The sequence below is a fragment of the Serratia sp. HNCC26DJ206 genome, assembly GCF_057180605.1.
This window is the reverse complement of sequence record NZ_JBXUGP010000012.1, coordinates 1-25712: the sequence shown is the minus strand read 5'-3', so window position 1 is coordinate 25712 and position 25712 is coordinate 1. Positions and strand designations below refer to the sequence as shown.

23 protein-coding genes and 2 tRNA genes are annotated in these 25712 nt (G+C 54.8%); 8 read left to right on the top strand and 17 right to left on the bottom strand.

Annotation, left to right across the window (positions count from 1 at the left end; all coding sequences use genetic code 11):
• Nucleotides 1-2 precede the first annotated feature (2 nt).
• Complete coding sequence (locus tag AC2A1E_RS09885) at nucleotides 3-869, bottom strand: crotonase/enoyl-CoA hydratase family protein (RefSeq protein WP_459400496.1); 867 nt, start codon at nucleotides 867-869, stop codon at nucleotides 3-5.
• Nucleotides 870-1160: 291 nt separating this feature from the next.
• Here AC2A1E_RS09885 and yhjD point away from each other — a divergent pair, with 291 nt between their 5' ends.
• The 5 genes from yhjD to kdgK all read left to right on the top strand — a co-directional run bounded on the left by yhjD (nucleotide 1161) and on the right by kdgK (nucleotide 5949).
• Complete coding sequence (gene yhjD / locus AC2A1E_RS09880; RefSeq protein WP_484383587.1) at nucleotides 1161-2114, top strand: inner membrane protein YhjD; 954 nt, start codon at nucleotides 1161-1163, stop codon at nucleotides 2112-2114.
• 331 nt (nucleotides 2115-2445) lie between these two features.
• Nucleotides 2446-3768 carry an MFS transporter gene (locus AC2A1E_RS09875; protein ID WP_484383586.1) on the top strand — a complete coding sequence of 441 codons (1323 nt, stop codon included), beginning with the start codon at nucleotides 2446-2448 and terminating at the stop codon, nucleotides 3766-3768.
• Between the two features lie 84 nt (nucleotides 3769-3852).
• Nucleotides 3853-4605 carry a CDP-diacylglycerol diphosphatase gene (locus AC2A1E_RS09870; RefSeq protein WP_484383585.1) on the top strand — a complete coding sequence of 251 codons (753 nt, stop codon included), beginning with the start codon at nucleotides 3853-3855 and terminating at the stop codon, nucleotides 4603-4605.
• 47 nt (nucleotides 4606-4652) lie between these two features.
• Entirely contained in the window at nucleotides 4653-4856 is a 204-nt protein-coding gene (locus AC2A1E_RS09865) for a 2-hydroxymuconate tautomerase family protein (protein ID WP_484383584.1), read from the top strand.
• Nucleotides 4857-5016: 160 nt separating this feature from the next.
• Entirely contained in the window at nucleotides 5017-5949 is a 933-nt protein-coding gene (kdgK, locus tag AC2A1E_RS09860; protein ID WP_484383583.1) for a 2-dehydro-3-deoxygluconokinase, read from the top strand.
• Between the two features lie 200 nt (nucleotides 5950-6149).
• Here the strand turns inward: kdgK and ilvC are convergent, their stop codons facing one another.
• The gene (ilvC, locus tag AC2A1E_RS09855; protein ID WP_024910642.1) at nucleotides 6150-7625 is read right to left on the bottom strand and encodes a ketol-acid reductoisomerase; all 1476 of its coding nucleotides are present in this window, start codon (nucleotides 7623-7625) and stop codon (nucleotides 6150-6152) included.
• Between the two features lie 153 nt (nucleotides 7626-7778).
• Here ilvC and ilvY point away from each other — a divergent pair, with 153 nt between their 5' ends.
• Entirely contained in the window at nucleotides 7779-8669 is an 891-nt protein-coding gene (gene ilvY / locus AC2A1E_RS09850; protein WP_484383582.1) for an HTH-type transcriptional activator IlvY, read from the top strand.
• Nucleotides 8670-8815: 146 nt separating this feature from the next.
• Here ilvY and AC2A1E_RS09845 read toward each other — a convergent pair whose 3' ends face one another.
• The 8 genes from AC2A1E_RS09845 to AC2A1E_RS09810 form a co-directional block, all read right to left on the bottom strand.
• The gene (locus tag AC2A1E_RS09845; protein ID WP_484383581.1) at nucleotides 8816-9529 is read right to left on the bottom strand and encodes a DUF2461 domain-containing protein; all 714 of its coding nucleotides are present in this window, start codon (nucleotides 9527-9529) and stop codon (nucleotides 8816-8818) included.
• 21 nt (nucleotides 9530-9550) lie between these two features.
• Nucleotides 9551-11095 carry a threonine ammonia-lyase, biosynthetic gene (ilvA, locus tag AC2A1E_RS09840; RefSeq protein WP_484383580.1) on the bottom strand — a complete coding sequence of 515 codons (1545 nt, stop codon included), beginning with the start codon at nucleotides 11093-11095 and terminating at the stop codon, nucleotides 9551-9553.
• A 5-nt stretch (nucleotides 11096-11100) separates the two neighbouring features.
• Nucleotides 11101-12951 (bottom strand): dihydroxy-acid dehydratase, encoded by a 1851-nt coding sequence (gene ilvD / locus AC2A1E_RS09835; protein ID WP_484383579.1) that lies wholly within the window; start codon nucleotides 12949-12951, stop codon nucleotides 11101-11103.
• A gap of 68 nt (nucleotides 12952-13019) precedes the next feature.
• Nucleotides 13020-13946 (bottom strand): branched-chain amino acid transaminase, encoded by a 927-nt coding sequence (locus AC2A1E_RS09830; protein ID WP_484383578.1) that lies wholly within the window; start codon nucleotides 13944-13946, stop codon nucleotides 13020-13022.
• Nucleotides 13947-13968: 22 nt separating this feature from the next.
• Nucleotides 13969-14226, bottom strand: coding sequence for an acetolactate synthase 2 small subunit (ilvM, locus tag AC2A1E_RS09825; RefSeq protein WP_037403382.1), 258 nt, complete (start codon nucleotides 14224-14226; stop codon nucleotides 13969-13971).
• A complete protein-coding gene (gene ilvG, locus AC2A1E_RS09820; RefSeq protein ID WP_484383577.1) occupies nucleotides 14223-15869 on the bottom strand; it encodes an acetolactate synthase 2 catalytic subunit in 1647 nt (548 codons plus the stop codon). Before ilvG ends, ilvM begins: the two co-directional genes overlap by 4 nt.
• Nucleotides 15870-16012: 143 nt before the next feature.
• Nucleotides 16013-16111, bottom strand: a complete 99-nt coding sequence (gene ilvL / locus AC2A1E_RS09815) for an ilv operon leader peptide (RefSeq protein WP_459400509.1) — start codon at nucleotides 16109-16111, stop codon at nucleotides 16013-16015.
• A gap of 132 nt (nucleotides 16112-16243) precedes the next feature.
• Nucleotides 16244-17476, bottom strand: coding sequence for an MFS transporter (locus AC2A1E_RS09810; protein WP_484383576.1), 1233 nt, complete (start codon nucleotides 17474-17476; stop codon nucleotides 16244-16246).
• Between the two features lie 327 nt (nucleotides 17477-17803).
• Between AC2A1E_RS09810 and AC2A1E_RS09805 the strand changes: the two genes are divergently transcribed.
• Nucleotides 17804-19327: a YifB family Mg chelatase-like AAA ATPase gene (locus AC2A1E_RS09805; protein ID WP_484383575.1), complete on the top strand. Its 1524-nt coding sequence runs from the start codon at nucleotides 17804-17806 to the stop codon at nucleotides 19325-19327.
• A 29-nt stretch (nucleotides 19328-19356) separates the two neighbouring features.
• On the opposite strand, the gene AC2A1E_RS09800 is transcribed toward AC2A1E_RS09805, so the two are convergent.
• Nucleotides 19357-19695, bottom strand: coding sequence for a MaoP family protein (locus AC2A1E_RS09800; protein WP_459400511.1), 339 nt, complete (start codon nucleotides 19693-19695; stop codon nucleotides 19357-19359).
• Nucleotides 19696-19814: 119 nt separating this feature from the next.
• On the opposite strand from AC2A1E_RS09800, the gene hdfR reads away from it, so the two are divergent.
• On the top strand, nucleotides 19815-20642 hold the full coding sequence (hdfR, locus tag AC2A1E_RS09795; protein WP_484383574.1) for an HTH-type transcriptional regulator HdfR: 828 nt from the start codon (nucleotides 19815-19817) through the stop codon (nucleotides 20640-20642).
• A 4-nt stretch (nucleotides 20643-20646) separates the two neighbouring features.
• On the opposite strand, the gene yjfF is transcribed toward hdfR, so the two are convergent.
• The 6 genes from yjfF to AC2A1E_RS09765 all read right to left on the bottom strand — a co-directional run bounded on the left by yjfF (nucleotide 20647) and on the right by AC2A1E_RS09765 (nucleotide 25657).
• Nucleotides 20647-21639, bottom strand: coding sequence for a galactofuranose ABC transporter, permease protein YjfF (gene yjfF / locus AC2A1E_RS09790; protein ID WP_484383573.1), 993 nt, complete (start codon nucleotides 21637-21639; stop codon nucleotides 20647-20649).
• Complete coding sequence (gene ytfT, locus AC2A1E_RS09785) at nucleotides 21636-22658, bottom strand: galactofuranose ABC transporter, ATP-binding protein YtfT (RefSeq protein ID WP_484383572.1); 1023 nt, start codon at nucleotides 22656-22658, stop codon at nucleotides 21636-21638. The genes yjfF and ytfT overlap by 4 nt, the downstream gene beginning before the upstream one ends.
• On the bottom strand, nucleotides 22655-24169 hold the full coding sequence (gene ytfR / locus AC2A1E_RS09780) for a galactofuranose ABC transporter, ATP-binding protein YtfR (protein ID WP_484383662.1): 1515 nt from the start codon (nucleotides 24167-24169) through the stop codon (nucleotides 22655-22657). Before ytfR ends, ytfT begins: the two co-directional genes overlap by 4 nt.
• 21 nt (nucleotides 24170-24190) lie before the next feature.
• Nucleotides 24191-25147, bottom strand: a complete 957-nt coding sequence (gene ytfQ / locus AC2A1E_RS09775; RefSeq protein ID WP_484383571.1) for a galactofuranose ABC transporter, galactofuranose-binding protein YtfQ — start codon at nucleotides 25145-25147, stop codon at nucleotides 24191-24193.
• 305 nt (nucleotides 25148-25452) lie between these two features.
• Nucleotides 25453-25528, bottom strand: a tRNA-Trp gene (locus tag AC2A1E_RS09770).
• A 52-nt stretch (nucleotides 25529-25580) separates the two neighbouring features.
• A tRNA-Asp gene (locus AC2A1E_RS09765) sits at nucleotides 25581-25657 on the bottom strand.
• Nucleotides 25658-25712: the final 55 nt, after the last annotated feature.

Genomic DNA, 25712 nt, shown 5'->3' with positions numbered 1-25712 from the left:
AATTACCCAGCACGCAGCAGGTTCTGCGCATGACGATCCTGCAACATCACCAGTCGTTCAATGTAGGCAATATCTTTCTCCTCAATGGTAAAGGCCGCCTGTACCCAGTCCTCGGTAATATCCATCAGCTCCGAGCGCGTCAGTTGCAATACCCGTTGGCGGGCACGCAACATGGCGCGCATACCGTTCAGCTTGGGCCGAATGGTATCGATGAAGGTACGGGTCGCCATATAGCCATCTTCTGGCTGGAACAGATGGTCCACCAATCCACGGCTTTCAAACCATTCAGCCGTGTGGGATTCACCGGTCCAGATCAGCTCTTCCGCCAGCTTCATGCCTGACTTACGCGCCACCAGCGAATATCCTCCCATCCCAGGGAACAAGTTGAAGGCAATTTCCGGAAAGCCCATGCGTGCATTGTTCTGGGCCAGCACAAAGTGATGCGCCAGTGCTGCTTCAAAACCGCCTCCCAGCGCACTGCCCTCTACCATAGCGATACTGATAGCTCCGGTGTCAAAACCACGAGCAGCGGCGTGAACGCAGTCAATACAGGCGCGTGCATAAGCCATCATTGATTCACGTTTGCGGTTTTTTATCGCCTCGGCAAAAAAGTTCAAATCGCCCCCCACGTTAAACATGTTGGGAACCAGCGAACCGGTTACCCAAAAGTCAAACTGCAGCGACGATTCTTTTGCCGCCTGTGCCAGCGTCATGATGTCTTCAATCAGAGCATGATTGAAGCAAGGACGTGGTTCAGCGCGTAGCATCATCCACATGATGTGCCGCTCTTCCTCGTAGTAAGCAGAGAGTTGTGACAGATTGCCCGCTTCAAGAAACGGACGACAGTTTGGGTGATTGAATAATTTCATATGACCTTCCATTTTTTCTATTGATGGGAGATAAAACCGTTCCAGCCCCTACGGCTGCTACAGTTACAGGCGCAGAAAAGCTAAACACGCTGCGCCCTATGAATGAGTAAACGCCTTCTTGAGGGGGGCAATAGATAAAAATTGAAGGTATGCGGCAGAAAGAATATGTGTAGTGAATGGTACAACGCGGGTATAACGGCTACATTCTGGGCTCATTTTGGTATAATCAACGTGACAACCTCTGCGGCTTGAAAGAAGTTGCCGTGTTTATCGCTAAGGAATCGTGACGTAATGCTTACAGGATCGGATAAAAAAACCCATCAGCCGCAGAATAAAACCCTCTCTGGTTTTTCCCGTTTAGTCGAGCGTGTTAAAACCTGGCCCAGCGTTGCCCATCTGCTGCGCGCCGTCGAACGTTTTAACGATCGCATGGGCAGCCAGTTTGGCGCTGCTATTACCTATTTCTCCTTTCTTTCGCTGATTCCAATCCTGATGGTCTCGTTCGCCGCCGTGGGTTTTGTGCTGGCTTCCAACCCGGATTTGCTGGCTGAACTGATCGGCAAAATCGTCAACAGCATCAGCGATCCGACGCTCGCCAGCACGCTGAAGAACACCGTGAATACCGCGATCCAGCAGCGCACCACCGTCGGCCTCACCGGTTTGGCGCTGGCGCTGTATTCCGGTATCAGTTGGATGGGCAATTTGCGTGAAGCGATCCGCGCCCAGTCGCGCGATGTCTGGGAACGTAACCCGCAGGATCAGGAGAAAATTTACTTCCGCTACACCCGCGACTTTATTTCCCTGATCGGCCTGCTGGTGGCGCTGATCGTGACGCTCTCGCTGACTTCGATCGCTGGCTCCGCCCAGGCCGCCATTGTGCATGCCCTAGGGTTAGACGGCATCGAATGGCTACGACCAGCGATGACGCTGATTGCGCTCTCCATTTCGATCTTTGCCAATTATCTGCTGTTTCTGTGGATCTTCTGGATGCTGCCGCGCCACAAGCCGAAGAAAAAGGCCTTGCTGCGCGGTACGTTGCTTGCCGCAATCGGCTTTGAGGTGATTAAGTTTGTGATGACCATGACGCTGCCGCAGGTAGCGAGATCCCCTTCCGGCGCAGCCTTTGGCTCCGTGATTGGGCTGATGGCATTCTTCTACTTCTTTGCCCGCCTGACGCTGTTTTGCGCCGCCTGGATCGCCACAGCCCAGTACCAAGAGGATAAGACCCTGCCGCAGGTGAAGTGAATCCTGACCGTTCATGCCAGCCGTATAGTTATGACTGGCTTTTTATCCTGATAAATACGGTAAAAAGCAGTATATAGCTTCGATAACAAACCGGTCGCACAACAAAAACCAGCATAACCTACTAGCCTACAACTTTTCTTTTCTCATTTCACAGCCGTTATACCTGCACATTCATTATTCAACGGTGTTTAAAACCAAATAAAAGCCACTTATTAAATCATTAGTCTTTTTAACAGGTCATTTACCGAATTGCACAAAGTTACGCCATTGAAAATGGCATTTTGCTGTGACTAAAATGGGTTTTTATAAATCCAAAATATAAGAAACAACTATGCAAGCTTCCATCGCAACAACTGTGGACGCCGAAGAGGCATCCACACCGGTTAACTCCCGGGGAAAAGTCATTGTCGCCTCGCTGGTCGGTACCGCCATTGAGTTCTTCGATTTCTATATTTACGCCACCGCCGCAGTCATCGTCTTCCCGCATATCTTCTTCCCGCAGGGCGATCCTGCTGCGGCAACGCTGCAATCGCTGGCTACCTTCGCGATCGCCTTTATTGCCCGGCCGATCGGCTCTGCCGTCTTTGGCCACTTCGGTGACCGGGTCGGGCGCAAAGTCACGCTGGTTGCCTCCTTGCTGACCATGGGGATCTCTACCGTGCTGATCGGCCTGCTGCCAACCTATGAAACCATCGGCATCTTTGCGCCGATCCTGCTGGCGCTGGCGCGTTTTGGCCAAGGGCTGGGGTTAGGGGGAGAATGGGGTGGTGCTGCCCTGTTAGCCACCGAGAATGCGCCAGCACATAAACGCGCGTTGTACGGCTCTTTCCCTCAGTTGGGCGCGCCCATCGGTTTCTTCTTCGCCAACGGCACTTTCCTGCTGCTCTCCTGGCTGCTGACCGACCAGCAATTCATGACCTGGGGCTGGCGCGTGCCGTTTATTCTGTCTGCCGCGCTGGTGTTAGTTGGCCTGTACGTGCGCGTTTCTCTGCATGAAACCCCGATTTTTGCCAAAGTGGCAAAAGCGGGTAAACAGGTGAAAATTCCGCTCGGCACGCTGCTGAGCAAGCATATGAAGGCCACTATCCTCGGCACCTTTATCATGCTGGCCACCTATACGCTGTTCTACCTGATGACCGTCTATTCCATGACTTACGGTACGGCGGCGGAACCACTGGGGCTGGGCTATTCGCGCAATAGCTTCCTGTGGATGCTGATGGTTGCGGTCATCGGTTTTGGCGTGATGGTGCCGATCGCCGGTTTGCTGGCGGATGCCTTTGGCCGTCGCAAGACCATGATTGTGATCACCCTGCTGATGATCGCCTTTGCCTTCGTGTTCCCAAGCATGCTGGGTTCTGGCAATCAGGTGTTGGTGATGGCCTTCCTGCTGTGCGGCCTGAGCATCATGGGCCTGACCTTCGGCCCGATGGGCGCACTGCTGCCGGAATTATTCCCGACCGAAGTACGTTATACCGGGGCTTCTTTCTCGTATAACGTGGCCTCGATTCTGGGTGCCTCTGTCGCCCCGTACATTGCCACCTGGTTGGCAAACAATTATGGGCTGTTCTATGTTGGCCTGTACCTGGCAGCGATGGCGAGCCTGACGCTGATCGCTCTGTTGCTGATGAAAGAAACCCGCCACCAGTCGTTGTAATCCTTCCCGGCCCCGGTTTACTGGGGCCGTTTGTCATAAAACCCGGCTATTCTGTTTGCTACCCCCTCTCTACGGAAACTCATTATGTCCTTGCGCCGTTGGTTGGCTGTGTGTGCTGCACTAGTGGTGCTGATCTTTTTTGCGCTCTATTTCTGGCTGAAACCGGCGCATCCAGACGCCTTGTGGCGTATCGTCAGCCAACAGTGCCTACCGAACCAGCAGCAAAGCAACAATCCGGCACCTTGCGCACAGGTGGATGAAGCGGCAGGGTTTGTGGTACTGAAGGATCGCAATGGGCCGCTACAGTTCCTGTTGCTGCCCAGCACTCAAATCACCGGCATCGAAAGCTCGCAAGTGCTGCAACCCGATGCACCAAACTTTTTCGCCTTAGCCTGGCAAGCGCGCCATTTTATGGCGGACAAATACGGCAAGCCGATCGACAATGCCAACCTCTCGCTGGCGATCAACTCAGAGTACGGCCGCACGCAGAATCAGCTGCATATTCATATTTCCTGCCTGCAACCGCAGGTCAAAACCCGCTTGGCACAATTGAGTGGTGATATCAGCGAACAGTGGCAACCACTGCTTGGTGGTTTGTTGGAGCACAGCTATCTGGCACGCCGCGTCAGCGCAGCCGAGCTTAAGCAATCGGGAGCCTTTCACTTACTCGCACAGGGCGTACCGGGCGCGCGCGAAAGCATGGGCAGTTATGGCCTGGCGATGACCGCATTGCCCGCAGGTGATTTTCTGCTGCTGGCGGTCAAACGTGATCTGCTGCGGTTGAATATGGCTTCGGCAGAAGAGATTCAGGATCATAGCTGCCAGGTGCTGAGGTAATCGACTATTATCGGTTCTTACCTTGAACAATAAAAAGAGGAATAACCATGCCTTACGTCAATATCAAAATTACCCGTGAAGGTGCCACTTCGGATCAGAAAAAACAGCTGATCGCCGGTGTCACCCAGTTGCTGGTCGATACGCTGGGTAAAAACCCGGCGACTACCGTGGTGGTGATCGAAGAGGTGGATACCGATAACTGGGGTATCGGCGGCAAGAGCGTGACGGACCTGCGCGCAGCCGCCAAATAGCCCACCTTTCACTCATGGACGACGGGAAACGCGGTGTTTCCCGATCGCGATCATAAAATAATTAAAACGCCGTTTTATTTCTATTGACTGCCCCCGCCCTTGCGTTGAGACTAAACGTATCTCACATCAGTCAGACTCAACTCTTCAGTCAGGGATTATCATGAACAGCAAAAATCTCGCCGTGATCGGTGAATGCATGATCGAACTGTCGCAGAAAGGCGCAGATCTCAGCCGCGGATTCGGTGGCGACACCCTTAACACCGCCGTCTATATCGCCCGTCAGGTTCCACAACAGGCGTTGAACGTGCATTACGTTACCGCGCTCGGCACCGACAGCTTCAGCCGGGAGATGTTGCACGCCTGGCAGCAGGAACAGGTGAAAACCGATCTGATTCAGCAACTGGAAAACAAGCTGCCAGGGCTGTATGTGATCGAAACCGACAACACCGGTGAGCGCACCTTCTACTACTGGCGTAACGACGCCGCCGCCCGCTACTGGCTGGATGGTCCGCAGGCGGAAGATCTGTGCGCGCAACTGGCGCAGTTTGACTATATCTATCTCAGCGGCATCAGCGTGGCGATCCTCAACCCTGCCAGCCGAGCAAAACTGCTGGCCTTGCTGCGCCAGTGCCGGGCCAACGGCGGCAAAGTCATTTTTGACAACAACTACCGGCCGCGCCTGTGGCAAAGCAAAGATGAAACCCAGCAGGCCTACCGCGATATCCTGTCCTGCACCGACATTGCTTTCCTGACGTTGGACGATGAAGATTTGCTGTGGGGCCAACTGCCGGTTGAGCAGGTGGTGAGCCGCACGCGCGATTTCGGCGTGAGCGAGATTGTGATCAAGCGTGGTGCGGACTCCTGCCTGGTGTTCAGCGCAGACGGAGCCACACACGACGTGCCTGCGGTGAAACTGCCGAAAGAGAAAGTCATTGATACCACCGCCGCCGGTGACTCGTTCAGTGCCGGTTATCTGGCGATTCGCCTGACCGGCGGCGATGCCGTCAGCGCCGCACAGCGTGGCCACCTGACCGCCAGCACGGTGATTCAGTACCGTGGTGCCATCATCCCGCGTGAAGCCATGCCGCAGTAATTTCTCTGCCCGCTAGAACACAAAAAGGCCAGCGACAATGCTGGCCTTTTTATTGGACTCGAAAACCAATCTTAATACCCTATGGATTTCAAGTTGCAGCTAGGCACCAAACTATCTCATCCCTAGGAGCTTACTCTTAGTAAGTGACTGGGGTGAGATAGTGCAGGTAACAACGCTGCAGCTTGAAAGACGACGGGTATTTAGCCTGCAACCGCGATGCGTTTCATATCGGTCATATAGCCACGCAGTTTGCGGCCAACAGACTCGATTGGGTGGTTGCGCACCGCTTCGTTCACGTCACGCAGTTGCGCGTTGTCAACGGAAGTGCCAGCAACAGATTTGCCCAGATCGCCCGCTTGCAGGGTCTTCATGAAATCTTTCAGCAACGGCACTGCCGCGTTGGCAAACAGGTAGTTACCGTATTCCGCAGTATCCGAGATCACCACGTTCATTTCATACAGACGCTTACGCGCGATGGTGTTGGCGATCAGCGGCAGTTCGTGCAGTGATTCGTAGTAAGCAGACTCTTCGATGATGCCAGAATCCACCATGGTTTCGAACGCCAGCTCAACGCCCGCTTTCACCATAGCCACCATCAGCACGCCGTTATCAAAGTATTCCTGCTCGCTGATTTTGCCCGCAAACTGTGGTGCGTTTTCGAAGGCCGTTTTACCGGTCTCTTCACGCCAGGTCAGCAGTTTCACGTCGTCTTCTGCCCAGTCGGCCATCATACCGCTGGAGAAGGCGCCAGAGATGATGTCATCCATGTGTTTCTGGAACAGCGGAGCCATGATGCCTTTCAGTTGCTCAGACAGCGCATAAGCACGCAGTTTCGCTGGGTTAGATAGGCGATCCATCATCAGGGTGATACCGCCCTGCTTCAGCGCTTCGGTGATGGTTTCCCAGCCGAACTGAATCAGTTTTTCTGCATAAGCCGCGTCGGTGCCTTCAGCCACCAGCTTGTCAAAGCACAGCAGAGAACCCGCCTGCAACATACCGCACAGGATGGTCTGCTCGCCCATCAGGTCAGATTTCACTTCTGCTACGAAGGAAGATTCCAGCACGCCCGCACGGTGGCCACCGGTGGCCGCTGCCCATGCCTTGGCAATCGCCATGCCTTCGCCTTTTGGATCGTTTTCCGGGTGAACGGCGATCAGGGTCGGCACACCGAAACCACGTTTGTATTCTTCACGTACTTCAGTGCCTGGGCACTTAGGCGCAACCATCACCACGGTGATGTCTTTACGCACTTGCTCACCCACTTCAACAATGTTGAAGCCGTGGGAGTAACCCAGCGCTGCGCCGTCTTTCATCAGCGGCTGTACTGCGCGAACTACAGAGGTGTGCTGCTTGTCTGGAGTTAAGTTGACTACCAGATCCGCCTGAGGGATCAGATCTTCGTAAGTGCCTACCTTGAAGCCGTTTTCAGTCGCTTTGCGCCATGAAGCACGTTTCTCTTCGATAGCTTCTTTACGCAGCGCATAGGCCACATCCAGGCCGGAATCACGCATGTTCAGGCCCTGGTTCAGCCCCTGCGCGCCACAACCGACAATCACCACTTTTTTGCCTTTCAGGTAGCCCGCTTCATCAGCAAACTCGTCACGCGCCATGAAACGGCACTTACCCAATTGCGCCAACTGCTGACGCAGGTTCAATGTGTTGAAATAATTAGCCATGGTTTACTCCGGTAAGATGTAAGGTTCATTCCCCGCTCTGTTTATGCGGGATAGGTTGCGTTCAATGTATAACAGGAATTGCGTTGCTTAAATTGATATATTACGAATGTGATATTGCAATTTATGCAACACTCTCACTGCGAGCGTACTGATATGGATTTGCGTGATCTAAAACTGTTTTTGCATCTTGCTGAAAGTCATCACTTTGGCCGTACTGCCAAGGCGATGCACGTCAGCCCGTCCACGCTTTCCCGCCAGATCCAACGGCTGGAAGAAATTCTCGGGCAGCCGCTGTTTCTGCGTGATAACCGCACCGTGCAACTGACCGATGCCGGTGAACAACTGAAAGTGTTTGCCCAGCAAACGCTGCTGCAATATCAGCAGCTAAAGCATGCGCTCGGCCAGCACGGTCCTTCGCTGAGCGGCGAACTGCGGCTGTTCTGTTCTGTCACCGCCGCCTACAGCCATTTACCGCCGATCCTGGATCGCTTCCGCGCCCAGCACCCGCTGGTGGAAATCAAGCTGACCACCGGCGATGCCGCCGATGCGGTGGACAAAGTGCAGTCCAACGAGGCCGATCTCGGTATTGCCGGGCGGCCGGAAACCCTGCCCACTAGCGTGGCATTTACCCAGATCGGCGAGATCCCGCTGGTGCTGATTGCCCCGGCCCTGCCGTGCGCGGTGCGCGCTCAGGCCTTTGCCGAGCAACCGGATTGGGCCAATATGCCGTTTATCCTGCCGGAGCACGGCCCTTCGCGCAAACGTATCGAGCTGTGGTTCCGCCGCCAACGCATTACCAACCCGCTGATTTACGCCACCGTCGGCGGCCACGAAGCGATTGTCTCGATGGTCGCCCTCGGCTGCGGCATCGCGCTGATCCCGAGCGTGGTGGTGGACAACAGCCCGGAACCGGTACGCAACCGCATTTCAACGCTGGACCATATCTCCATGGTTGAACCGTTCGAACTGGGCGTTTGCGTGCAGAAAAAACGCCTCAGCGAACCGCTGATCGAGGCGTTCTGGCAATTGCTCTACCCAAAATAATTTAAGCGAAGCTAATCGCGCTACGGTTTGAAAGACAAAGATAACAATGCCCTATGGATTTCAAATTGTAGCTAGGCGGCAAGTGAGCACATCCCCAGGAGCTTACCCAAGTAAGTGACTGGGGTGTGCAAACGCAGCCAACAACGCTACGGTTTGAAAGACGACGGGCATTCATAGATCTGCTTCATCGCTTCCACCTGCATCAGCCAGTGATATAGCGGTTCAAGCTGGTGAAAAGCCTGCGTCAGCAGGGAAATCAGATCGGCGCTGAATAACTTTTCCACCTGACTGTCGGTGACCATCACCGCAAAAGATTTGCGGTTGTACCAGGTGGCAATCTCGGGTGTCTGCTCTTTCACCAGCGGTCGTTTGTAGCTTTCGCCCACCAGTTCAAACGGCGCACGACAGCACGCGGCCACCTCTAGAAACGGTTGTGGCCGGTGCCGCAGGGTGTGGCGGAACAGATCCATCGTCGGTTTGTTGGCGCTGTAATAACCCAGCCCGTAACGCAGCATGTCCGGCCCCAGTTCAAAGAAATACACCGGCGCATCTTTCCAGTCTTTGCTTGGCCGTTTGAAGGTCAGCCACATGCGGCTGCGATAACGCGATTTGTCATGGGAGAAACGCGTGTCGCGATGAATACGCGACAGCGTTTTACCGATCGCTGGCCGGGTTTCGAAGTACGGATCGATAGCCAGCATCGCCGGGCTGAGTGCTTCCACCAGCGCGCGGAACGGCGTTAACAGCTCACGATCGTACACATCGCGGTTTGCTTCAAACCATTCTTTGTCGTTCTCAATCCGCACCTGCTGAAGAAAATTCAGCCCTTGCTGACTGAAACCGGTGAACTCATTAGCCATGCGCTGTCCTTGTCGCTGATTTCAGCCCTGCAAAAAGAAACGGAATGATGGATTGTCGGTTTCATCGTGGCAATCGTAACCCAACGCCGTCAGGTGCTGATCAAACTCCGGCTCGCTCTGCGACAGCTCAAAGCCCGCCAGCACGCGGCCAAAATCGGTACCGTGGCTGCGGTAATGGAACAGGGAAATATTCCAATGAGTCCCCAGCGTCTGTAGGAATTTGAGCAATGCACCGGGCGATTCAGGGAATTCGAAGCTGTACAGACGCTCGCGCAGCGGTTTCGACGGTCGCCCGCCGACCATGTAGCGCACGTGCAGTTTCGCCATTTCGTCATCAGACAGATCCACTACCTGATAACCACCGCTGTTCAGCTCGTTGATGATCTCCAGCCGCTCGGCGCGGCCACGCGTCAAACGGACACCGACGAAGATGCATGCATGATCGGCATCGGCGTAACGATAGTTAAACTCGGTCACCGCACGGCCGCCCAGCAGTTGGCAGAACTTCAGGAAGCTGCCCTTCTGTTCTGGAATGGTCACCGCCAGCAGAGCTTCGCGTTGTTCACCCAGTTCGCAGCGTTCAGAAACATAACGCAAACCGTGGAAGTTCACGTTGGCACCGGAAAGGATGTGCGCCAAGCGCTCGCCCTGAATATTGTGCTGCTGCACGTATTTCTTCAACCCGGCCAGCGCCAACGCGCCCGAAGGTTCGGCGATCGCCCGCACGTCCTCGAACAGATCTTTCACCGCCGCGCAGATCGCATCGCTGTCAACGGTGATCACATCGTCAAGATACTCGCTGCACAGGCGGAAGGTTTCGTCACCAATGCGTTTCACCGCCACGCCTTCGGCAAACAGCCCGACACGCGCCAGATCCACCGGATGACCCGCATCCAGCGCCGCGCGCAGGCAGGCTGAATCTTCCGCTTCGACACCGATCACTTTGATCTGTGGCATCAGTTGCTTGATCAGCACCGCCACACCCGCAGCCAGCCCACCGCCGCCGACAGGGACGAAAACCCGATCAAGATGCGCGTCCTGCTGCAACAGTTCCATGGCCAACGTGCCCTGCCCAGCGATCACCATCGGGTGATCGAACGGCGGCACAAAGGTCATCCCCTGCTGCTGTGAAAGTGCGATTGCTTTGGCTTTGGCTTCATCGAAGTTGGCGCCGTGCAGCAGCACTTCGCCACCAAAGCTGCGCACCGCATCCACTTTGATGTCCGCGGTGGACACCGGCATCACGATCAGGGTTTTGATCCCCAACCGGTTACCGGAAAACGCCACGCCTTGTGCGTGATTACCCGCCGAAGCAGTGATCACGCCGTGGGCTCTCTGCTCTTCATTCAGGCTGGCAATCATCGCGTAAGCCCCGCGCAGCTTGAAGCTGTGCACCGGCTGACGATCTTCGCGCTTCACTAGAATGGTATTACCGAGGCGCGCAGAGATTTTATCCATCGCCTGCAACGGAGTGACCTGAGCCACCTCGTAAACCGGCGAGCGGAGCACCGCTCGCAGATACTCCGCGCCACAGGGGGCACCGGATAAGGGAAGGGATTCCGCCATTTGTATCAGCCTCCCAGCTTGCTTTTATCGCGTACTGCGCCTTTATCGGCGCTGGTGGCCAGCGTCGCATAAGCGCGCAGCGCATAAGAGACCTGGCGTTCACGGGCTTTCGGTGTCCAGGCTGCGTCACCGCGTGCCAGTTCCGCTTCACGGCGGGCAGCCAGTTCGCTGTCCGACACATCCAAAGCAATACCACGCTGCGGGATATCGATAGCGATCATATCGCCGTCCTGCACCAAGCCGATCAGGCCGCCGCTGGCCGCTTCCGGTGAAGCGTGACCAATCGACAGACCCGACGTCCCACCGGAGAAACGGCCATCGGTGATCAGCGCACAGGCTTTGCCCAGGCCCATGGACTTCAGATACGTGGTCGGGTAGAGCATTTCCTGCATGCCTGGCCCGCCTTTCGGCCCTTCGTAGCGGATCACCACCACGTCACCGGCCACCACTTTACCGCCGAGGATGGCGTCTACCGCATCTTCCTGGCTCTCAAACACTTTGGCCGGGCCACGGAAGATCAGGCTGTCTTTATCCACACCGGCGGTTTTAACGATACAGCCGTCTTCTGCCAGGTTGCCGTACAACACTGCCAAGCCGCCGTCCTGGCTGTAAGCATGCTCACGCGTGCGGATACAGCCTTCCTGACGGTCGGTATCCAGCGAATCCCAGCGGCAATCCTGTGAGAATGCCTGCGTGGTGCGGATACCTGCCGGGCCTGCGGAATACATTTTTTTCACCGCTTCGTCTTTGGTCAGCATCACGTCGTAGGCTTCCAGCATCTGCGGCAGGCTCAGCCCCAGCACGTTACCTACGTCGCGGTTCAACAGCCCAGCGCGATCCAGCTCACCGAGGATGCCGATCACACCACCCGCACGGTGTACGTCTTCCATATGGTATTTCTGCGTGCTCGGTGCCACTTTGCACAGATGCGGTACTTTGCGCGACAGGCGATCGATATCCTCCATGGTGAAGTCGACTTCGCCTTCCTGCGCCGATGCCAGCAGGTGCAACACGGTGTTGGTGGAGCCGCCCATGGCGATATCCAGCGTCATGGCGTTTTCGAACGCCGCCTTGTTGGCGATATTACGCGGCAGTGCGCTTTCGTCGTCTTGCTCGTAGTAACGCTTGGTCAGTTCAACAATGCGCTTACCAGCATTGAGGAACAGCTCTTTACGATCGGCGTGGGTCGCCAGCAGCGAACCGTTACCCGGCTGCGACAGGCCAAGCGCTTCGGTCAGGCAGTTCATCGAATTGGCGGTAAACATACCGGAGCAGGAACCACAGGTCGGGCAGGCGGAGCGTTCAATCTGCTCGCTATCGGCATCGCTGACGTTCGGGTTCGCGCCCTGGATCATCGCATCGATCAGATCCAGCTTGATGATTTTGTCAGACAGCTTGGTTTTACCGGCTTCCATCGGGCCGCCGGAAACGAAGATCACCGGAATGTTGAGGCGCATCGCTGCCATCATCATCCCCGGGGTGATTTTGTCGCAGTTGGAGATACACACCATCGCATCGGCGCAGTGGGCATTCACCATGTATTCCACCGAGTCGGCAATCAGTTCGCGCGACGGCAGGGAATAGAGCATGCCACCGTGACCCATGGCGATCCCATCATCCACGGCAATGGTGTTGAACTCTTTCGCCACACCGCCGGAGGCTTCGATTTGTTCGGCAACCAGTTTGCCCAAGTCGCGCAGATGCACATGGCCCGGGACGAACTGGGTAAAGGAGTTGACCACCGCAATAATCGGTTTGCCGAAATCGGCGTCGGTCATCCCGGTCGCGCGCCATAATGCGCGGGCACCCGCCATGTTGCGGCCGTGGGTGGTGGTAGCGGAACGGTACTTAGGCATGCTTATTCACTCCAAATATATTCATTTTACCGGCGGCGAACGGGCCGCCCGTTTACTGATGTCTGTCGTTATTGATTCACAGGATCCAGCCAACCGTACTTATCTGCGGTTTTGCCGGTGAACAGGCCAAAGAACGCCTGCTGGATCTGCTTGGTGATTGGGCCACATTTGCCAATGCCGACCTGGATGCCGTCAACGCTGCGCACCGGGGTGATTTCCGCCGCCGTGCCGGACATAAACACTTCGTCCGCCAGATACAGTGACTCACGGGAAAGCACCTGCTCGCGCACTTCGAAGCCCATGTCTTTCGCCAGCCTGATGATAGCGTCACGGGTGATACCCGGTAGTGCAGAAGAAGTGAATGGCGGAGTAAACAGCACGCCATCTTTCACTTCAAACAGGTTTTCACCGGCCCCTTCAGAGATGTAGCCGTGAACGTCCAGCGCGATACCTTCCTGATAACCGTGGCGGCGTGCTTCGCTGCCCACCAGCAAGGAAGAAAGGTAGTTACCGCCCGCTTTGGCGGCGGTTGGAATGGTATTAGGTGCCACACGGTGCCAGGAAGAAACCATCGCATCGATACCTTGGTCCAGCGCATCTTCGCCCAGATACGCGCCCCAAGGAAACGCAGCGATAATCACGTCAGTTTTATAGCCAGGCGGTGGGTTAACGCCCATCCCAACATCGCCGATAAACACCAGTGGACGAATATACGCGCTCACCAGATTGTTTTTGCGCAGCGTGGCACGGCAGGCTTCCATCAGTTCGTCGATGCTCTGCTCCACCGGCATGCGGTAGATTTTGGCCGAATCATGCAAGCGCTGCATGTGTTCACGGTGGCGGAAAACTACCGGGCCCAGGTGGGAATCATAGCAACGTACGCCTTCGAATACCGAGGTGCCGTAATGCAGCGCATGTGACATCACGTGTACTTTAGCATCAGCCCAGGGAACCATCTCACCATTGAACCAAATGTAATCGGCTTTCTTTGTCATTGTTCCATTCCTTGTGGCGCAATCAGGCGCGTATTTGTTGTGATAGTTGTTGCTGAACCTCAACGCTGGAAACATCCATCAGCTTGCTTAACTGTGATGACAGTAAATCCACAGAGCGCTGGCTGGCAACGGTCAATTCAATATTAATATTGTCAGGATTGATCCCCGCCGCCATATTCATGGCGCAAACCTGAAAGCCACGGTGGCGTACCACGCGCAATACGCGCTCCAACATTTCGGGGCGGAAGCGGGCCTGGATCGAGAGTTGATGCTGCATCATGATACTTTCTCCAACATAGTTTCGTTACCTGCGCCCGGCGGCACCAGCGGCCAGACGTTCTCGAGCTCATCAATGGAAACCTGTAGCAGATAAGGCCCTTCGCTGTTGAGCAAAGCATCGAGCGCGTCTGCGACCTGGTCTTTACGGGTAATACGCTGGCCGGGGATGCCGAAGGCGCTGGCCAATATCAGGAAGTCAGGGTTATCGGAGAGGTTGGTTTCGCTGTAACGCCCATCAAAAAACAGTTGCTGCCACTGACGAACCATCCCTAAACGCTGGTTATCCACTAAAACGATTTTCAGCGGCAACTGCTTGCGTTTGATGGTACCCAGTTCCTGCACGTTCATCATGAAAGAACCGTCACCGGACACGCAGATCACCATGTTTTCAGGATGCGCCATCTGGGCACCCACCGCCGCAGGCACACCAAAGCCCATCGTCCCCAGGCCGCTGGAGGTGATGAAGTTCTCCGGGCGATCAAAAGTCATATGTTGCGCAGCCCACATCTGGTGCTGGCCCACGTCAGTGGTCACGATGGTATTGGCCGGTTTGCGTTCAGAGAGTTGCTTCAGTAACAGAGGTGCATAGATTGGCTGACCGGGATGATCGTAGCGCCAGGCATGGATCTCTTTCAGCTCGGCCACCCGCTGCTGCCATGCGCTGATATTCACCGGCTGTTGCAGAGCTGGCAGCAAGGTTTTCAAATCACCGTGCAGAGCAACGTGCACCTGACGCAGTTTGCTCATTTCTGCCGGATCGATATCCATGTGGATCACTTTGGCATGCGGCGCAAACGCGTTCAGCTTGCCGGTCACACGGTCGTCAAAGCGGGCACCAACGGCGATCAGCAGGTCACACTCCTGCACCGCAAAGTTGGCCGCTTTGGTACCGTGCATACCCAGCATGCCGAGATAGTACGGATGGTCGGCATCGGGCGCGCCCAGCCCTTTAAGGGTGGCAACGGCAGGGATCTGGGTCACCGCAATAAATTCACGCAGTGCGGGCACCGCCTGCGCCATCCCCACACCGCCACCGATGTACAGCATTGGCCGCTGCGCCTGCGCCAGCAGCCGCGTGGCCTGAGCCAGTTCGGCAACCGGGTGTTCCAGTTCGGCTTCTACCGGCATCAGGTGAGGCGGTAAATCGCCCTGTGCCAACTGGATGTCTTTCGGGATATCGATCAAGACCGGGCCAGGGCGGCCGCTGGTGGCAATAGCAAAGGCTTCTGCCATGATGCCAGGCAGCGCTTCCAGTGATTCCACCAGGAAACTGTGCTTGGTACAGGCCAGAGACAAGCCCAGAACATCGATCTCCTGAAAAGCATCGGTACCAATCAACGCAGAACCGACCTGACCGGTAATAGCCACTACCGGCACCGAGTCCAGCAACGCATCCGCCAGACCGGTGATCAGGTTAGTGGCACCAGGGCCGGAGGTGGCGATACATACGCCGACTTTACCACTGGAACGGGCGTAACCGATGGCGGCTATCGCAGCACCCTGTTCATGGCGACACAGTAGGTGTTCTACCCCGCCGTCATACAATGCATCGTAGACCGGCATAATTGCGCCGCCCGGATAGCCGAATACCGTATCCACTCCCTGCGCACGCAACGCTTGAACTACCCACTGAGCACCATTCATGGTTATTTCCCCGCCTTACTGCGGGAAAGGCAGGATTTTATTCCGTTGTTCATTCTCTGCTCCTCGTTTTGCTTTTCTCTTGGCATAAAAAAACCCCCGGACCTGACGGTGCGGGGGGTTCTCTTGCGATTCCGGCTTGTTTTCTAAGCCTTTATTCGTCCAAGTGCAGCCCCGCACGGTGGGATAATAATCACCACCACGCTAATCACGACTAGGCTAATCACTTGGATAAAGGCTTTCATAATGGGTTTGTTCACTGTGCTCGCGTCGAACTAATACCTACAGAGTTACCATAGCAGCAGGTGGTATGACAACATTTTTTTGCTTTATTATTCATCGCCATCTGGTCATACCTCGAACAAACTACCCATAATTCAAATGGTAACACCTTCACTTGGTGCTTTGGCATCCAGCGCAATCGCCTTACCGCGCGTATCCTTGCCAAAGAACACCAGCACTGCGATCATGATCGCCACCGTACCGGCGGTCATCGACATCGCCAGGCCGTAATTGTGCCCATGATGTTCAGCAATAGAAGCCTGTAAGGTGGCGTTAACCGAAGCAATCAGATTACCCAACTGATAGACAAAGCCCGGCAGAACCGCACGGGTATTCGCTGGCACCAGTTCATTGAGATAGGTTGGGATCACGCCCCAGGCACCTTGAACCATAAACTGCATCAGGAACGCGCCAATCCCCAGCATCAGCGAGCCACTGGAGAATGCCCACAGCGGGATCACCGGCAAAGCCAGCAGTGCGGCAATCATAATGGCTCTCTTGCGGCCGATTTTTTCTGACAAAGTACCAAAGAAAATACCGCCGATGATCGACGCAATATTGTAGCTAATAGCGATGATACTGACGGTTTTAGGATCGAAACCGTGCTGAACTTTCAGAAATGCCGGGTACATATCCTGCGTACCGTGAGAGAAGAAATTGAAGGCCGCCATCAGCAATACCAGATAAATACACAGCTTCCAGTGGCTCTTCAGCACCGGCAGTAATGCCGTACTCTCTTTACGTGCACGTGCCGCCAGCCACACCGGTGATTCCTGCACACAATAGTAAATAAACGGCAGCAGCAGGATCGGAGCGGCACCAATCACAAACATCCCGCGCCAGCCGACCACTTCGAACAGCAGGCCATATACCACCGCCGCCAACAGATAACCGAATGGATAGCCCGCCTGAAAGATCCCCGACATCAGGCCACGTGAACGGTCTGGAATGGTTTCCATTGCCAATGATGATGCCACGCCCCAGATGCCACCCATCGCCACGCCGTACAGCACACGTAGCAGCAGGAACACCATCAATGATGGTGCTGCCGCAGACAACAGTTCGAACACCGAGAAAAACACGATGTTGACCATCAGAATCGGTTTACGGCCATATTTTTCTGCCGCACGGCCAAAGATCAGCGCGCCGATCGGGCGTACGGCCAAGGTGAGCAGGATCGCCAACGTCACTTCCTCGATACCCACCTGGAAGGTTTTGGCGATGTCGCTGAGCAGGAATACCAATACAAAGAAATCGAAAGCATCGAGCGTCCAGCTTGAAAAGCTGGCAATTGCTGCATTGCGTTGCAGCGCGGTCCAACCAAACATAGTGCTATCCCTACCGTAGAGTACGAAGTCATGTTGAGCGCAGGCCGTAGCGACCGACACTTTGTTAATGAAGTGATTTTTATTTTAACCAATTGTTAATTACACCTAATTAGCACTCGCCTGCAACTTACTTAGCCTGCTAATTTGTTGCAGCCTTAGCGTAATTGTTAATGGGTATTGCGGCAAAATGCGCACCATATCGCAACATACTGTTAATTAAATGAAACTAATGATTTTTAATTACCAAGCACCGCGCAAGTGAGTCATTACACGCGCGCATCTCTTCCGCAGCTCCCGCATCATGTGACCTTCAGCAAGGAGAGCAATATGTCACTGGCGGTCGTTTATACCCGCGCCACTATCGGTGTTCAGGCACCGTCGGTCACCGTGGAGGTTCATATCAGCAATGGCTTACCCGGCCTGGCATTAGTCGGCCTGCCAGAAGCCACGGTAAAAGAGGCGCGCGATCGGGTACGCAGCGCGCTGATCAACAATGGCTTCACCTTTCCGGCCAAGCGGATCACCGTCAACCTGGCACCCGCCGATTTACCTAAAGAAGGTGGGCGCTACGATTTACCGATTGCACTGGCGATCCTCGCCGCTTCAGAGCAGCTTCCTGTCGACCAACTGATGCGCTATGAATTTCTCGGCGAGTTGGCGCTTTCGGGCGCGCTGCGAGCCGTCAACGGGGCGATCCCAGCAGCAATAGCGGCAGCAGAAGCAGGCCGGGGGTTGATTCTGGCGACAGCCAACGGCAAAGAAACGGGCCTGCTGCCAGATAACAACACGCGGGTAGCGGAACACTTGTTGGAAGTTTGCGCCTTCCTGCAAGGAAAAGGAGAGCTGCCGAACGCTGTCGCTCCGCCTGCGGCTGAAGCGCCGGCAGAAACCGCCGATCTGCAGGAGATCATCGGCCAAGAGCAGGCCAAGCGTGCATTGGAAATCGCCGCCGCCGGTGGCCATAACCTGTTGTTACTCGGCCCGCCGGGCACGGGCAAAACCATGTTGGCCAGTCGACTCAATGGATTACTCCCCCCGTTGAGCGATCAGGAAGCCCTAGAGAGCGTTGCGGTCGCCAGTTTGTTGCATCACCCGGATGAAACGCTGCCATGGCGACAGCGGCCATTCCGCGCGCCCCACCACAGCGCTTCTATGGCGGCACTGGTCGGTGGAGGTTCACTGCCCCGGCCGGGGGAAATTTCTATGGCGCATAATGGCGTTCTGTTTCTTGATGAGTTGCCGGAATTTGAACGACGGGTGCTGGATGCCCTGCGTGAACCGTTGGAATCGGGCGAGATCGTGATTTCACGCGCCGCAGCCAAAGTACGCTTCCCGGCACGGGTGCAACTCATTGCAGCTATGAACCCCAGCCCAACCGGCCACTACCAGGGCGTGCATAATCGTACGCCGCCACAACAGATCCTGCGCTATCTTGGGCGGCTCTCCGGCCCGTTTCTCGATCGTTTTGATTTGTCGATTGAAGTGCCGTTGTTACCGCCGGGGATGCTGGGTAAGCAACGCAGCGTCGGTGAAAGCAGCCAGCAGGTGCGCCAGCGGGTGTTGCAGGCACGCGAACGGCAACTGACCAGGGCAGGCAAGGTGAATGCGCTATTGAATAACCGAGAAGTGGATCGGGATTGCCACTTGCCGGCGGCAGAAGCCGATTTTCTGGAAGCGACACTGAGTAAGCTGGGGCTGTCGGTTCGTGCCTGGCATCGCATCCTAAAAGTGGCGCGCACGCTGGCAGATTTAGCCGGGGAGAAGGATATCGATAAACGCCACCTGAGCGAAGCCCTCAGCTATCGCAGCATGGATCGGCTGTTACTGCAGTTGCACCGCAGCCTGGAGTAAAAAAATGGGGCCCAAAGGCCCCATGGTGATCAATCGTCGCTGTCGGTGTAATCTTCCACCGCATCCGCCTGCGGCTTGCCGCCTGACAGCGTATGGAACTTTTTCGGGCGGCGAGTGCGCGCCAGATACTTGGCCCATACTTTCTCTTGCTCGGTGGCGGCCTCACGCTCACCGCGGCACACTGCGACGAACTGTTGTTCTTCTTCAGTGGCTGGTTGACGTTTGCCTGCATCCAACTCGTTGAACGCATACCCGAAACGCTCTAGCAATTGCGCTTCTTTAATGGTGAAATCGCCGTGACGGGAGAACCCGCGAGGATAGTGTTTATTATCAAAAAAACGATTGGTCGTGATGAAGCTATCCGCCATCTGACACGCTCCTAATTCTCTCATGGCCGTGCTGTTTATGGCGCGGAGTATTAGATAGGCTTGACATTGTGTAAAACAAAACATTTAAATCCTAACGACAAAAAATTTTGGAGACAGGTGTGGATACCGAATTACTGAAAACCTTTTTGGAGGTCAGTAGAACGCGTCACTTTGGCCGGGCAGCGGAATCCCTGTACTTAACGCAGTCTGCGGTGAGTTTCCGCATCCGCCAGCTTGAAAATCAATTAGGTGCAAATTTATTCACCCGTCACCGTAATAATATCCGCCTGACGCCAGCCGGTGAACGGCTGCTGCCCTACGCTGAAAGCCTGATGAACACTTGGCAGTTGGCAAAAAAGGAAGTGGTGCGATCGTTGCAGCACACCGAGCTTTCGATCGGCGCAACCGCGTCGTTGTGGGAGGCTTATCTGACACCCTGGCTGCAATCGCTCTACCAACAGCGGGAAGCGTTGCAACTGGAGGCCAGAATCGCGTTACGCCATTCTCTGGTGAAACAGCTGCATGAAAGACAGCTCGATTTACTGATTACCACCGAGCCGCCAAAAATGGAGGAGTTGGCGAGCCAACTGCTGGGTAACTTCTCGCTACGGCTATTTTCTTCCGCCTTGCGCGACAAGCAGGCACCGATGCCTTATATCAAGCTGGAATGGGGAGCAGACTTTCACCAACAGGAAAGCCGGATGCTGGACAGCGAAACCATGCCGGTGCTGACCACTACCTCGGCACATCTGACGCGTCAACTGCTGGAAACCACCGGAGGTTGTGCCTTTCTGCCCAGCCGGTGGGAAAAAGAGTACCCACAGTTGGTTGTAGCGGCCGATACACCTGCCATCGTTCGCCCGCTATACGCCGTGTGGCTGCAAAACAGCGATCAGCAGCCGCTTATCCGCCAACTGCTGAAAATACCTTTAAATACCGCAGCCTAAAGCGCTATAGCGGCTTCAGCCGTGGTTGACCGGGTTTCGCCCTTCTTGTCAGCCAAAACGCGCTCATTGCCTTCTGGAGGCCGATAAAACAGAACAGCAGGATGCCGATGACAATTTTGGTCCACCAAGAGCTTAGCGTACCGTCGAAAGTGATATAGCTCTGGATTAACCCTTGAATCAACACGCCAAACAGAGTTCCCAGTATGGTGCCGACACCACCGGTCAGCAGCGTGCCGCCGATGACTACCGCTGCAATGGCATCCAGTTCAACGCCGCTGGCCGCCAGCGCGTAGCCCGCCGAGGTATATAGCGAAAAGACAATCCCGGACAGCGCCGCCAATGTGCTGGAAAGCAGGTAAATCAATACCGTCGTGCGCTGCACCGGCACGCCCATTAACGCCGCAGAAACCGGGTTGCCACCGATGGCATAGACGTTATGGCCAAAGCGTGTGCGGTGCGCCAACACCATACCTATTGCCACTACCAACAACATCACCAACGCCAGCAAGGTAAGCCGCCCGCCACCCGGTAGTTTCCAGGCATAGTTTGCCAGCGTGGCATACAGCGGGTGATTGATCGGTATCGACTCTTCCGAGACAATAAAACTCATACCGCGAACGAAGAACATACCTGCCAGAGTGATGATAAATGCCGGGAGCTTGAGAGCATCAATGATCCACCCCATCAAGGCACCAAAAGAGGCTCCCATCAGCAGCGCAATCATAAAAGCATAGCCAGGGGCAATACCGTAGCTGCCAATCAGCTTCGCCAGCAGTACACCGGTAAAAGCAATCACTGACCCGACCGACAGATCGATCCCGCCGGACAGGATCACAAAGGTCATCCCCACCGCGACAATACCGAGAAACGCGTTATCGGTCAGCAGATCGCACCACACGCGCGTTGAGGCAAAACCAGGAAACTGGCTGAGGCAAAAAGCGTAACCAAGCAGGAAAACCGCGATCGTGATTAACAACGGCAAATTACGTTTCATCATGGTTTCCGTCTCCGCCACAGCCGGTGTAATGAAACACTCGGGGATTGCACCATCAGCACCGCCAATACCACCATCGCCTTCAACACCAGATTGAATTCAGGTTTATAGCCGGAAAGCAGAATGCCGGTATTCATTCCTTGGATAATCAAGGCTCCTACCACCGACAACAACAGGTTGAAACGTCCGCCTAATAACGATCCTCCGCCAATCACCACTGCCAGAATCGCATCCAGCTCCAACCATAAGCCGGCATTATTGGCATCAGCCCCACGGATATCCGCCGTAACAATAATCCCGGCCACCGCTGCGCACAGGCCACAGATGACATACACCGCGATAACGACCCACTGCGTGTTGACACCCGCATTGCGCGCCGAGCGTAAATTGATACCTACCGCTTCAATAAACAGCCCCAACGCCGTTTTGCGCGTTAACAACCAAATCAGCAGTAGCATTACCACAGCAATAATCACCGGCATCGGCAAATACATCAGCGTACCACTGCCCAATTGTGCCAACCCTTCACGCTCGAAGGTGACAATCTGCCCCTCAGTAATCAGTTGGGCAATACCACGCCCGGCCACCATCAGCATCAATGTGGCCACAATCGGTTGTATTTGTAGCACTGCTACCAGAAAACCGTTCCACAAGCCGCACAGTGCCCCCACAATCAATGCCGCCCCTAAAACATAGGCCAATGGGTATCCTGCGCTGGTCATCGTGGCAGCGGTCACGCCCGCGATCGCCATGACAGCACCAACGGACAAATCAATGCCGCCGGTGGCAATCACCAACGTCATTCCTAGCGCCAATAATGCAACTGGGGCTCCGCGATTGAGAATATCAATAACGCTGCCAAACAAGCGCCCATCCTGAATATGAATCGAGAAAAAGTTCGGAGCGACCAGGCTATCTATGATCAAAATGACCGCTAGCGCCCCCAGTTGCGTCGCCCCTGTAGGCATAGTCCATCTGATCTTGCGCGGTCCACCGGTCATGGAAAAACTCCTGTGGTTCATCCTGCCCCCTGTTGCACTGCAATAGCCTGCATAATGGCGGGAACCGTAATAGCATCATGATCGAGCTGCGCCACATGCTTTCTGTCACGCAGCACCACGATACGATCGGCGTAGCCTGCAAGTTCCTCCAGTTCTGAGGAGATCACCAGCAGTGCCAGCCCTTCATCGCACAACCGTTCTATCAGGCGGATAATTTCCGCATGCGCCCCGACATCAATACCGCGCGTCGGTTCGTCTAAAATAAGAAAACGGGGTTTGGTAGCCAGCCAGCGTGAAAGCAGCACCTTCTGTTGGTTACCGCCAGAAAGATACTGAATCTGCTGTTCCGGCCCCGGCGTACGGATGCCCAGCAGTTGGATAAAGCTTTCGGCAATTTTGGTTTGTTCACGCAGAGGTAAAGGCTTCAGCCAACCACGCTGCGCTTGCAGAGCCAGAATGATGTTTTCCCTTACCGTTGCGGCACCGACAATCCCGTCGGTTTTACGATCCTCCGGACAATAGCCAAATCCCAGGCTGGCAGCTTTACGCGGCGTACGGATCTCCACCGGCTTGCCCTCGACGGTTGCCTGACCTTTGTCCGGTTTCTTGATACCAAATATCAACTGTGCCGTTTCGGTGCGGCCTGAGCCCAGTAAGCCTGCCAAGCCGACAATTTCACCTGGGCGCAGCGCCAGATCGAACGGTTCAACCATACCACGCCGACCATAGCCGCTAAACGCCACCAACGGCGCAGCCTGTACCGCCTCATGCGCAGCGCGCTTCAGCAAGGTTTCATCAAAACTGTGTCCCAGCATCATCTGCACCAGTTCAAGCCGGGGCAACTCGGCGGTAATGCGGGTTCCTACCAGTTTGCCGTTACGCAATACGGTAATACGATCGCTGATGCGATATACTTGCTCAAGGAAATGGGTGACAAAAATCATCCCCATGCCCTGCGATCGCAACTGGCTCAGAATATCCAACAGCATGGTGACTTCTTTTGCATCCAGGCTGGCGGTAGGTTCATCCAGAATCAACACTTTGGCGGAAAGATCGACGGCCCGGGCAATGGCAACAATTTGCTGAATGGCAATCGAATAATTGCCTAGCGGCTGGCTGACATCCAACTCCAGGCCATAACCCTTGAGCAGTTGTTGTGAATTACGCAGCATGGTTTTTTGATCGATCAGACCAAAACGGGTGGGTTCACGGCCAATAAACAGGTTAGCCGCTACCGAAATATTCGGCAGCAGGTTAACTTCCTGATAAACCGTGCCAATACCCAGCGCCTGCGCCTGAGCGGTACTTTGCGGCGCAATGGCTTTACCCTCCAAGCGAATCTCACCAGCGGAACGCGGGTAAACCCCGGTTAATGCTTTGATTAACGTCGATTTCCCCGCACCATTTTCCCCCAGAAGCGCCACAACCTCGCCGCGCTGTAACGTAAAATCGACCTGATCCAGCGCTTTTACGCCCGGAAACTCAACGGATAAACCGCTTATTACCAGTAACGTTGTCTGAGGTGTGGCCATCATTTATCCCGCCTGTTGCCATCAATAACCCATGCTTTTCTTCATTTCGAATTCCTGCTTGGCGGTGTCAGGTTGCAGCAACTTTGATTCGGTTTGGATGAATTTTGTTGGTTGGGTGCCGTCTTTTTTCATCGCCAGGAGAGCATCAAACGCAGGGCCTGCCATGTTTGGCGTCAGTTCAACCGTAGCGTTGGCCTCGCCGCTCATCATGGCTTTGAAGATATCCGGTACACCGTCGATGGAAACAACCTTGATTTGTGAACCTGGTTTAAGACCAGCTTCTTTAATAGCCTGAATAGCGCCAATCGCCATATCGTCATTATGGGCATAAACGGCGCAGATGTTTTTACCGTTCTGTTCAGCCTTGATAAAGCTTTCCATCACTTCTTTACCTTTACTGCGGGTAAAGTCACCGGACTGTGAACGAATGATTTTGAGGTTATCGGCAGAAACAATGCCGTCAGCAAAGCCTTTCTTGCGGTTGATCGCCACGCTGGATCCTACCGTCCCCTGCAGTTCAACAATGTTACAAGGTTTGCCAGCCACTTCTTTTACCAGCCATTCCCCTGCGACCTTGCCCTCATGCACGCTATCTGAAGCCACAGCGGCGGTATACAGCGACGGGTCGTTCACTTCGATCATACGGTCCAGCAAGAAGACCGGGATTTTGGCTTCTTTCGCTTCTTGCAGTACCGGAGCCCAGCCGGTGGCAACCACGGGTGCGATGAAAATGGCATCAACACCTTGTGCAATAAAAGATCTTACCGCTTTAATCTGGTTTTCCTGTTTCTGTTGCGCATCAGCGATCTTCAGCGTAATACCACGTTTCTCCGCTTCCTGTTTCGACACTTTGGTTTCTGCCGAACGCCACCCTGATTCAGAACCGATCTGAGAAAAGCCGACAACCAATGGTGCAGCCTGAGCCGCCCCCATCAACACACCGCTTACGGCGGCCGCTAACAGTAAACGCTTATACATGTTTTTCTCCTCGCTCTGCTCAGAATGCAACAAACTCAGGCAGAGATAGCTGTTGGTATATTCGCTTTAGTGAGATGTGCCCAAAAAACTTTAGGGCTAATAAGATGTAGCTGAACTGCAGATTGGAATGATGAGCGCTATCACACCCTGGTATTACAACCAATTTGTGCATGGATTCAGCTAAAAATGTCTAAAATGGGAACGGTTTCGGCAGGAGTATTAGGCAAGATGTTGTGATAAACGAGGTTGTTTGAGGAAAATTTGAAGCAAAAAAAACCCTTCGCTTTCGCAAAGGGTTTCTAATATGGCAGGGGCGGAGAGACTCGAACTCGCGACACCCGGTTTTGGAGACCGGTGCTCTACCAACTGAGCTACGCCCCTAAATCGTGCTTAACATTATGCCTGCTAGTTTTAGCAGGCATAATCAAATAAGTGGCGGAACGGACGGGGCTCGAACCCGCGACCCCCTGCGTGACAGGCAGGTATTCTAACCAACTGAACTACCGCTCCACCGATTCTTTCATGCGGTATCTTTTGATACCGGCAAAACCGCTTCTGCGGTTTC

Bases quoted from the DNA above. Each gene is read 5' to 3' on its own strand.
- AC2A1E_RS09885 (WP_459400496.1), bottom strand. From the start codon at position 869: ATGAAATTATTCAATCACCCAAACTGTCGTCCGTTTCTTGAAGCGGGC.
- yhjD (WP_484383587.1), top strand. From the start codon at position 1,161: ATGCTTACAGGATCGGATAAAAAAACCCATCAGCCGCAGAATAAAACC.
- AC2A1E_RS09875 (WP_484383586.1), top strand. From the start codon at position 2,446: ATGCAAGCTTCCATCGCAACAACTGTGGACGCCGAAGAGGCATCCACA.
- AC2A1E_RS09870 (WP_484383585.1), top strand. From the start codon at position 3,853: ATGTCCTTGCGCCGTTGGTTGGCTGTGTGTGCTGCACTAGTGGTGCTG.
- AC2A1E_RS09865 (WP_484383584.1), top strand. From the start codon at position 4,653: ATGCCTTACGTCAATATCAAAATTACCCGTGAAGGTGCCACTTCGGAT.
- kdgK (WP_484383583.1), top strand. From the start codon at position 5,017: ATGAACAGCAAAAATCTCGCCGTGATCGGTGAATGCATGATCGAACTG.
- ilvC (WP_024910642.1), bottom strand. From the start codon at position 7,625: ATGGCTAATTATTTCAACACATTGAACCTGCGTCAGCAGTTGGCGCAA.
- ilvY (WP_484383582.1), top strand. From the start codon at position 7,779: ATGGATTTGCGTGATCTAAAACTGTTTTTGCATCTTGCTGAAAGTCAT.
- AC2A1E_RS09845 (WP_484383581.1), bottom strand. From the start codon at position 9,529: ATGGCTAATGAGTTCACCGGTTTCAGTCAGCAAGGGCTGAATTTTCTT.
- ilvA (WP_484383580.1), bottom strand. From the start codon at position 11,095: ATGGCGGAATCCCTTCCCTTATCCGGTGCCCCCTGTGGCGCGGAGTAT.
- ilvD (WP_484383579.1), bottom strand. From the start codon at position 12,951: ATGCCTAAGTACCGTTCCGCTACCACCACCCACGGCCGCAACATGGCG.
- AC2A1E_RS09830 (WP_484383578.1), bottom strand. From the start codon at position 13,946: ATGACAAAGAAAGCCGATTACATTTGGTTCAATGGTGAGATGGTTCCC.
- ilvM (WP_037403382.1), bottom strand. From the start codon at position 14,226: ATGATGCAGCATCAACTCTCGATCCAGGCCCGCTTCCGCCCCGAAATG.
- ilvG (WP_484383577.1), bottom strand. From the start codon at position 15,869: ATGAATGGTGCTCAGTGGGTAGTTCAAGCGTTGCGTGCGCAGGGAGTG.
- ilvL (WP_459400509.1), bottom strand. From the start codon at position 16,111: ATGAAAGCCTTTATCCAAGTGATTAGCCTAGTCGTGATTAGCGTGGTG.
- AC2A1E_RS09810 (WP_484383576.1), bottom strand. From the start codon at position 17,476: ATGTTTGGTTGGACCGCGCTGCAACGCAATGCAGCAATTGCCAGCTTT.
- AC2A1E_RS09805 (WP_484383575.1), top strand. From the start codon at position 17,804: ATGTCACTGGCGGTCGTTTATACCCGCGCCACTATCGGTGTTCAGGCA.
- AC2A1E_RS09800 (WP_459400511.1), bottom strand. From the start codon at position 19,695: ATGGCGGATAGCTTCATCACGACCAATCGTTTTTTTGATAATAAACAC.
- yjfF (WP_484383573.1), bottom strand. From the start codon at position 21,639: ATGATGAAACGTAATTTGCCGTTGTTAATCACGATCGCGGTTTTCCTG.
- ytfT (WP_484383572.1), bottom strand. From the start codon at position 22,658: ATGAACCACAGGAGTTTTTCCATGACCGGTGGACCGCGCAAGATCAGA.
- ytfR (WP_484383662.1), bottom strand. From the start codon at position 24,169: ATGGCCACACCTCAGACAACGTTACTGGTAATAAGCGGTTTATCCGTT.
- ytfQ (WP_484383571.1), bottom strand. From the start codon at position 25,147: ATGTATAAGCGTTTACTGTTAGCGGCCGCCGTAAGCGGTGTGTTGATG.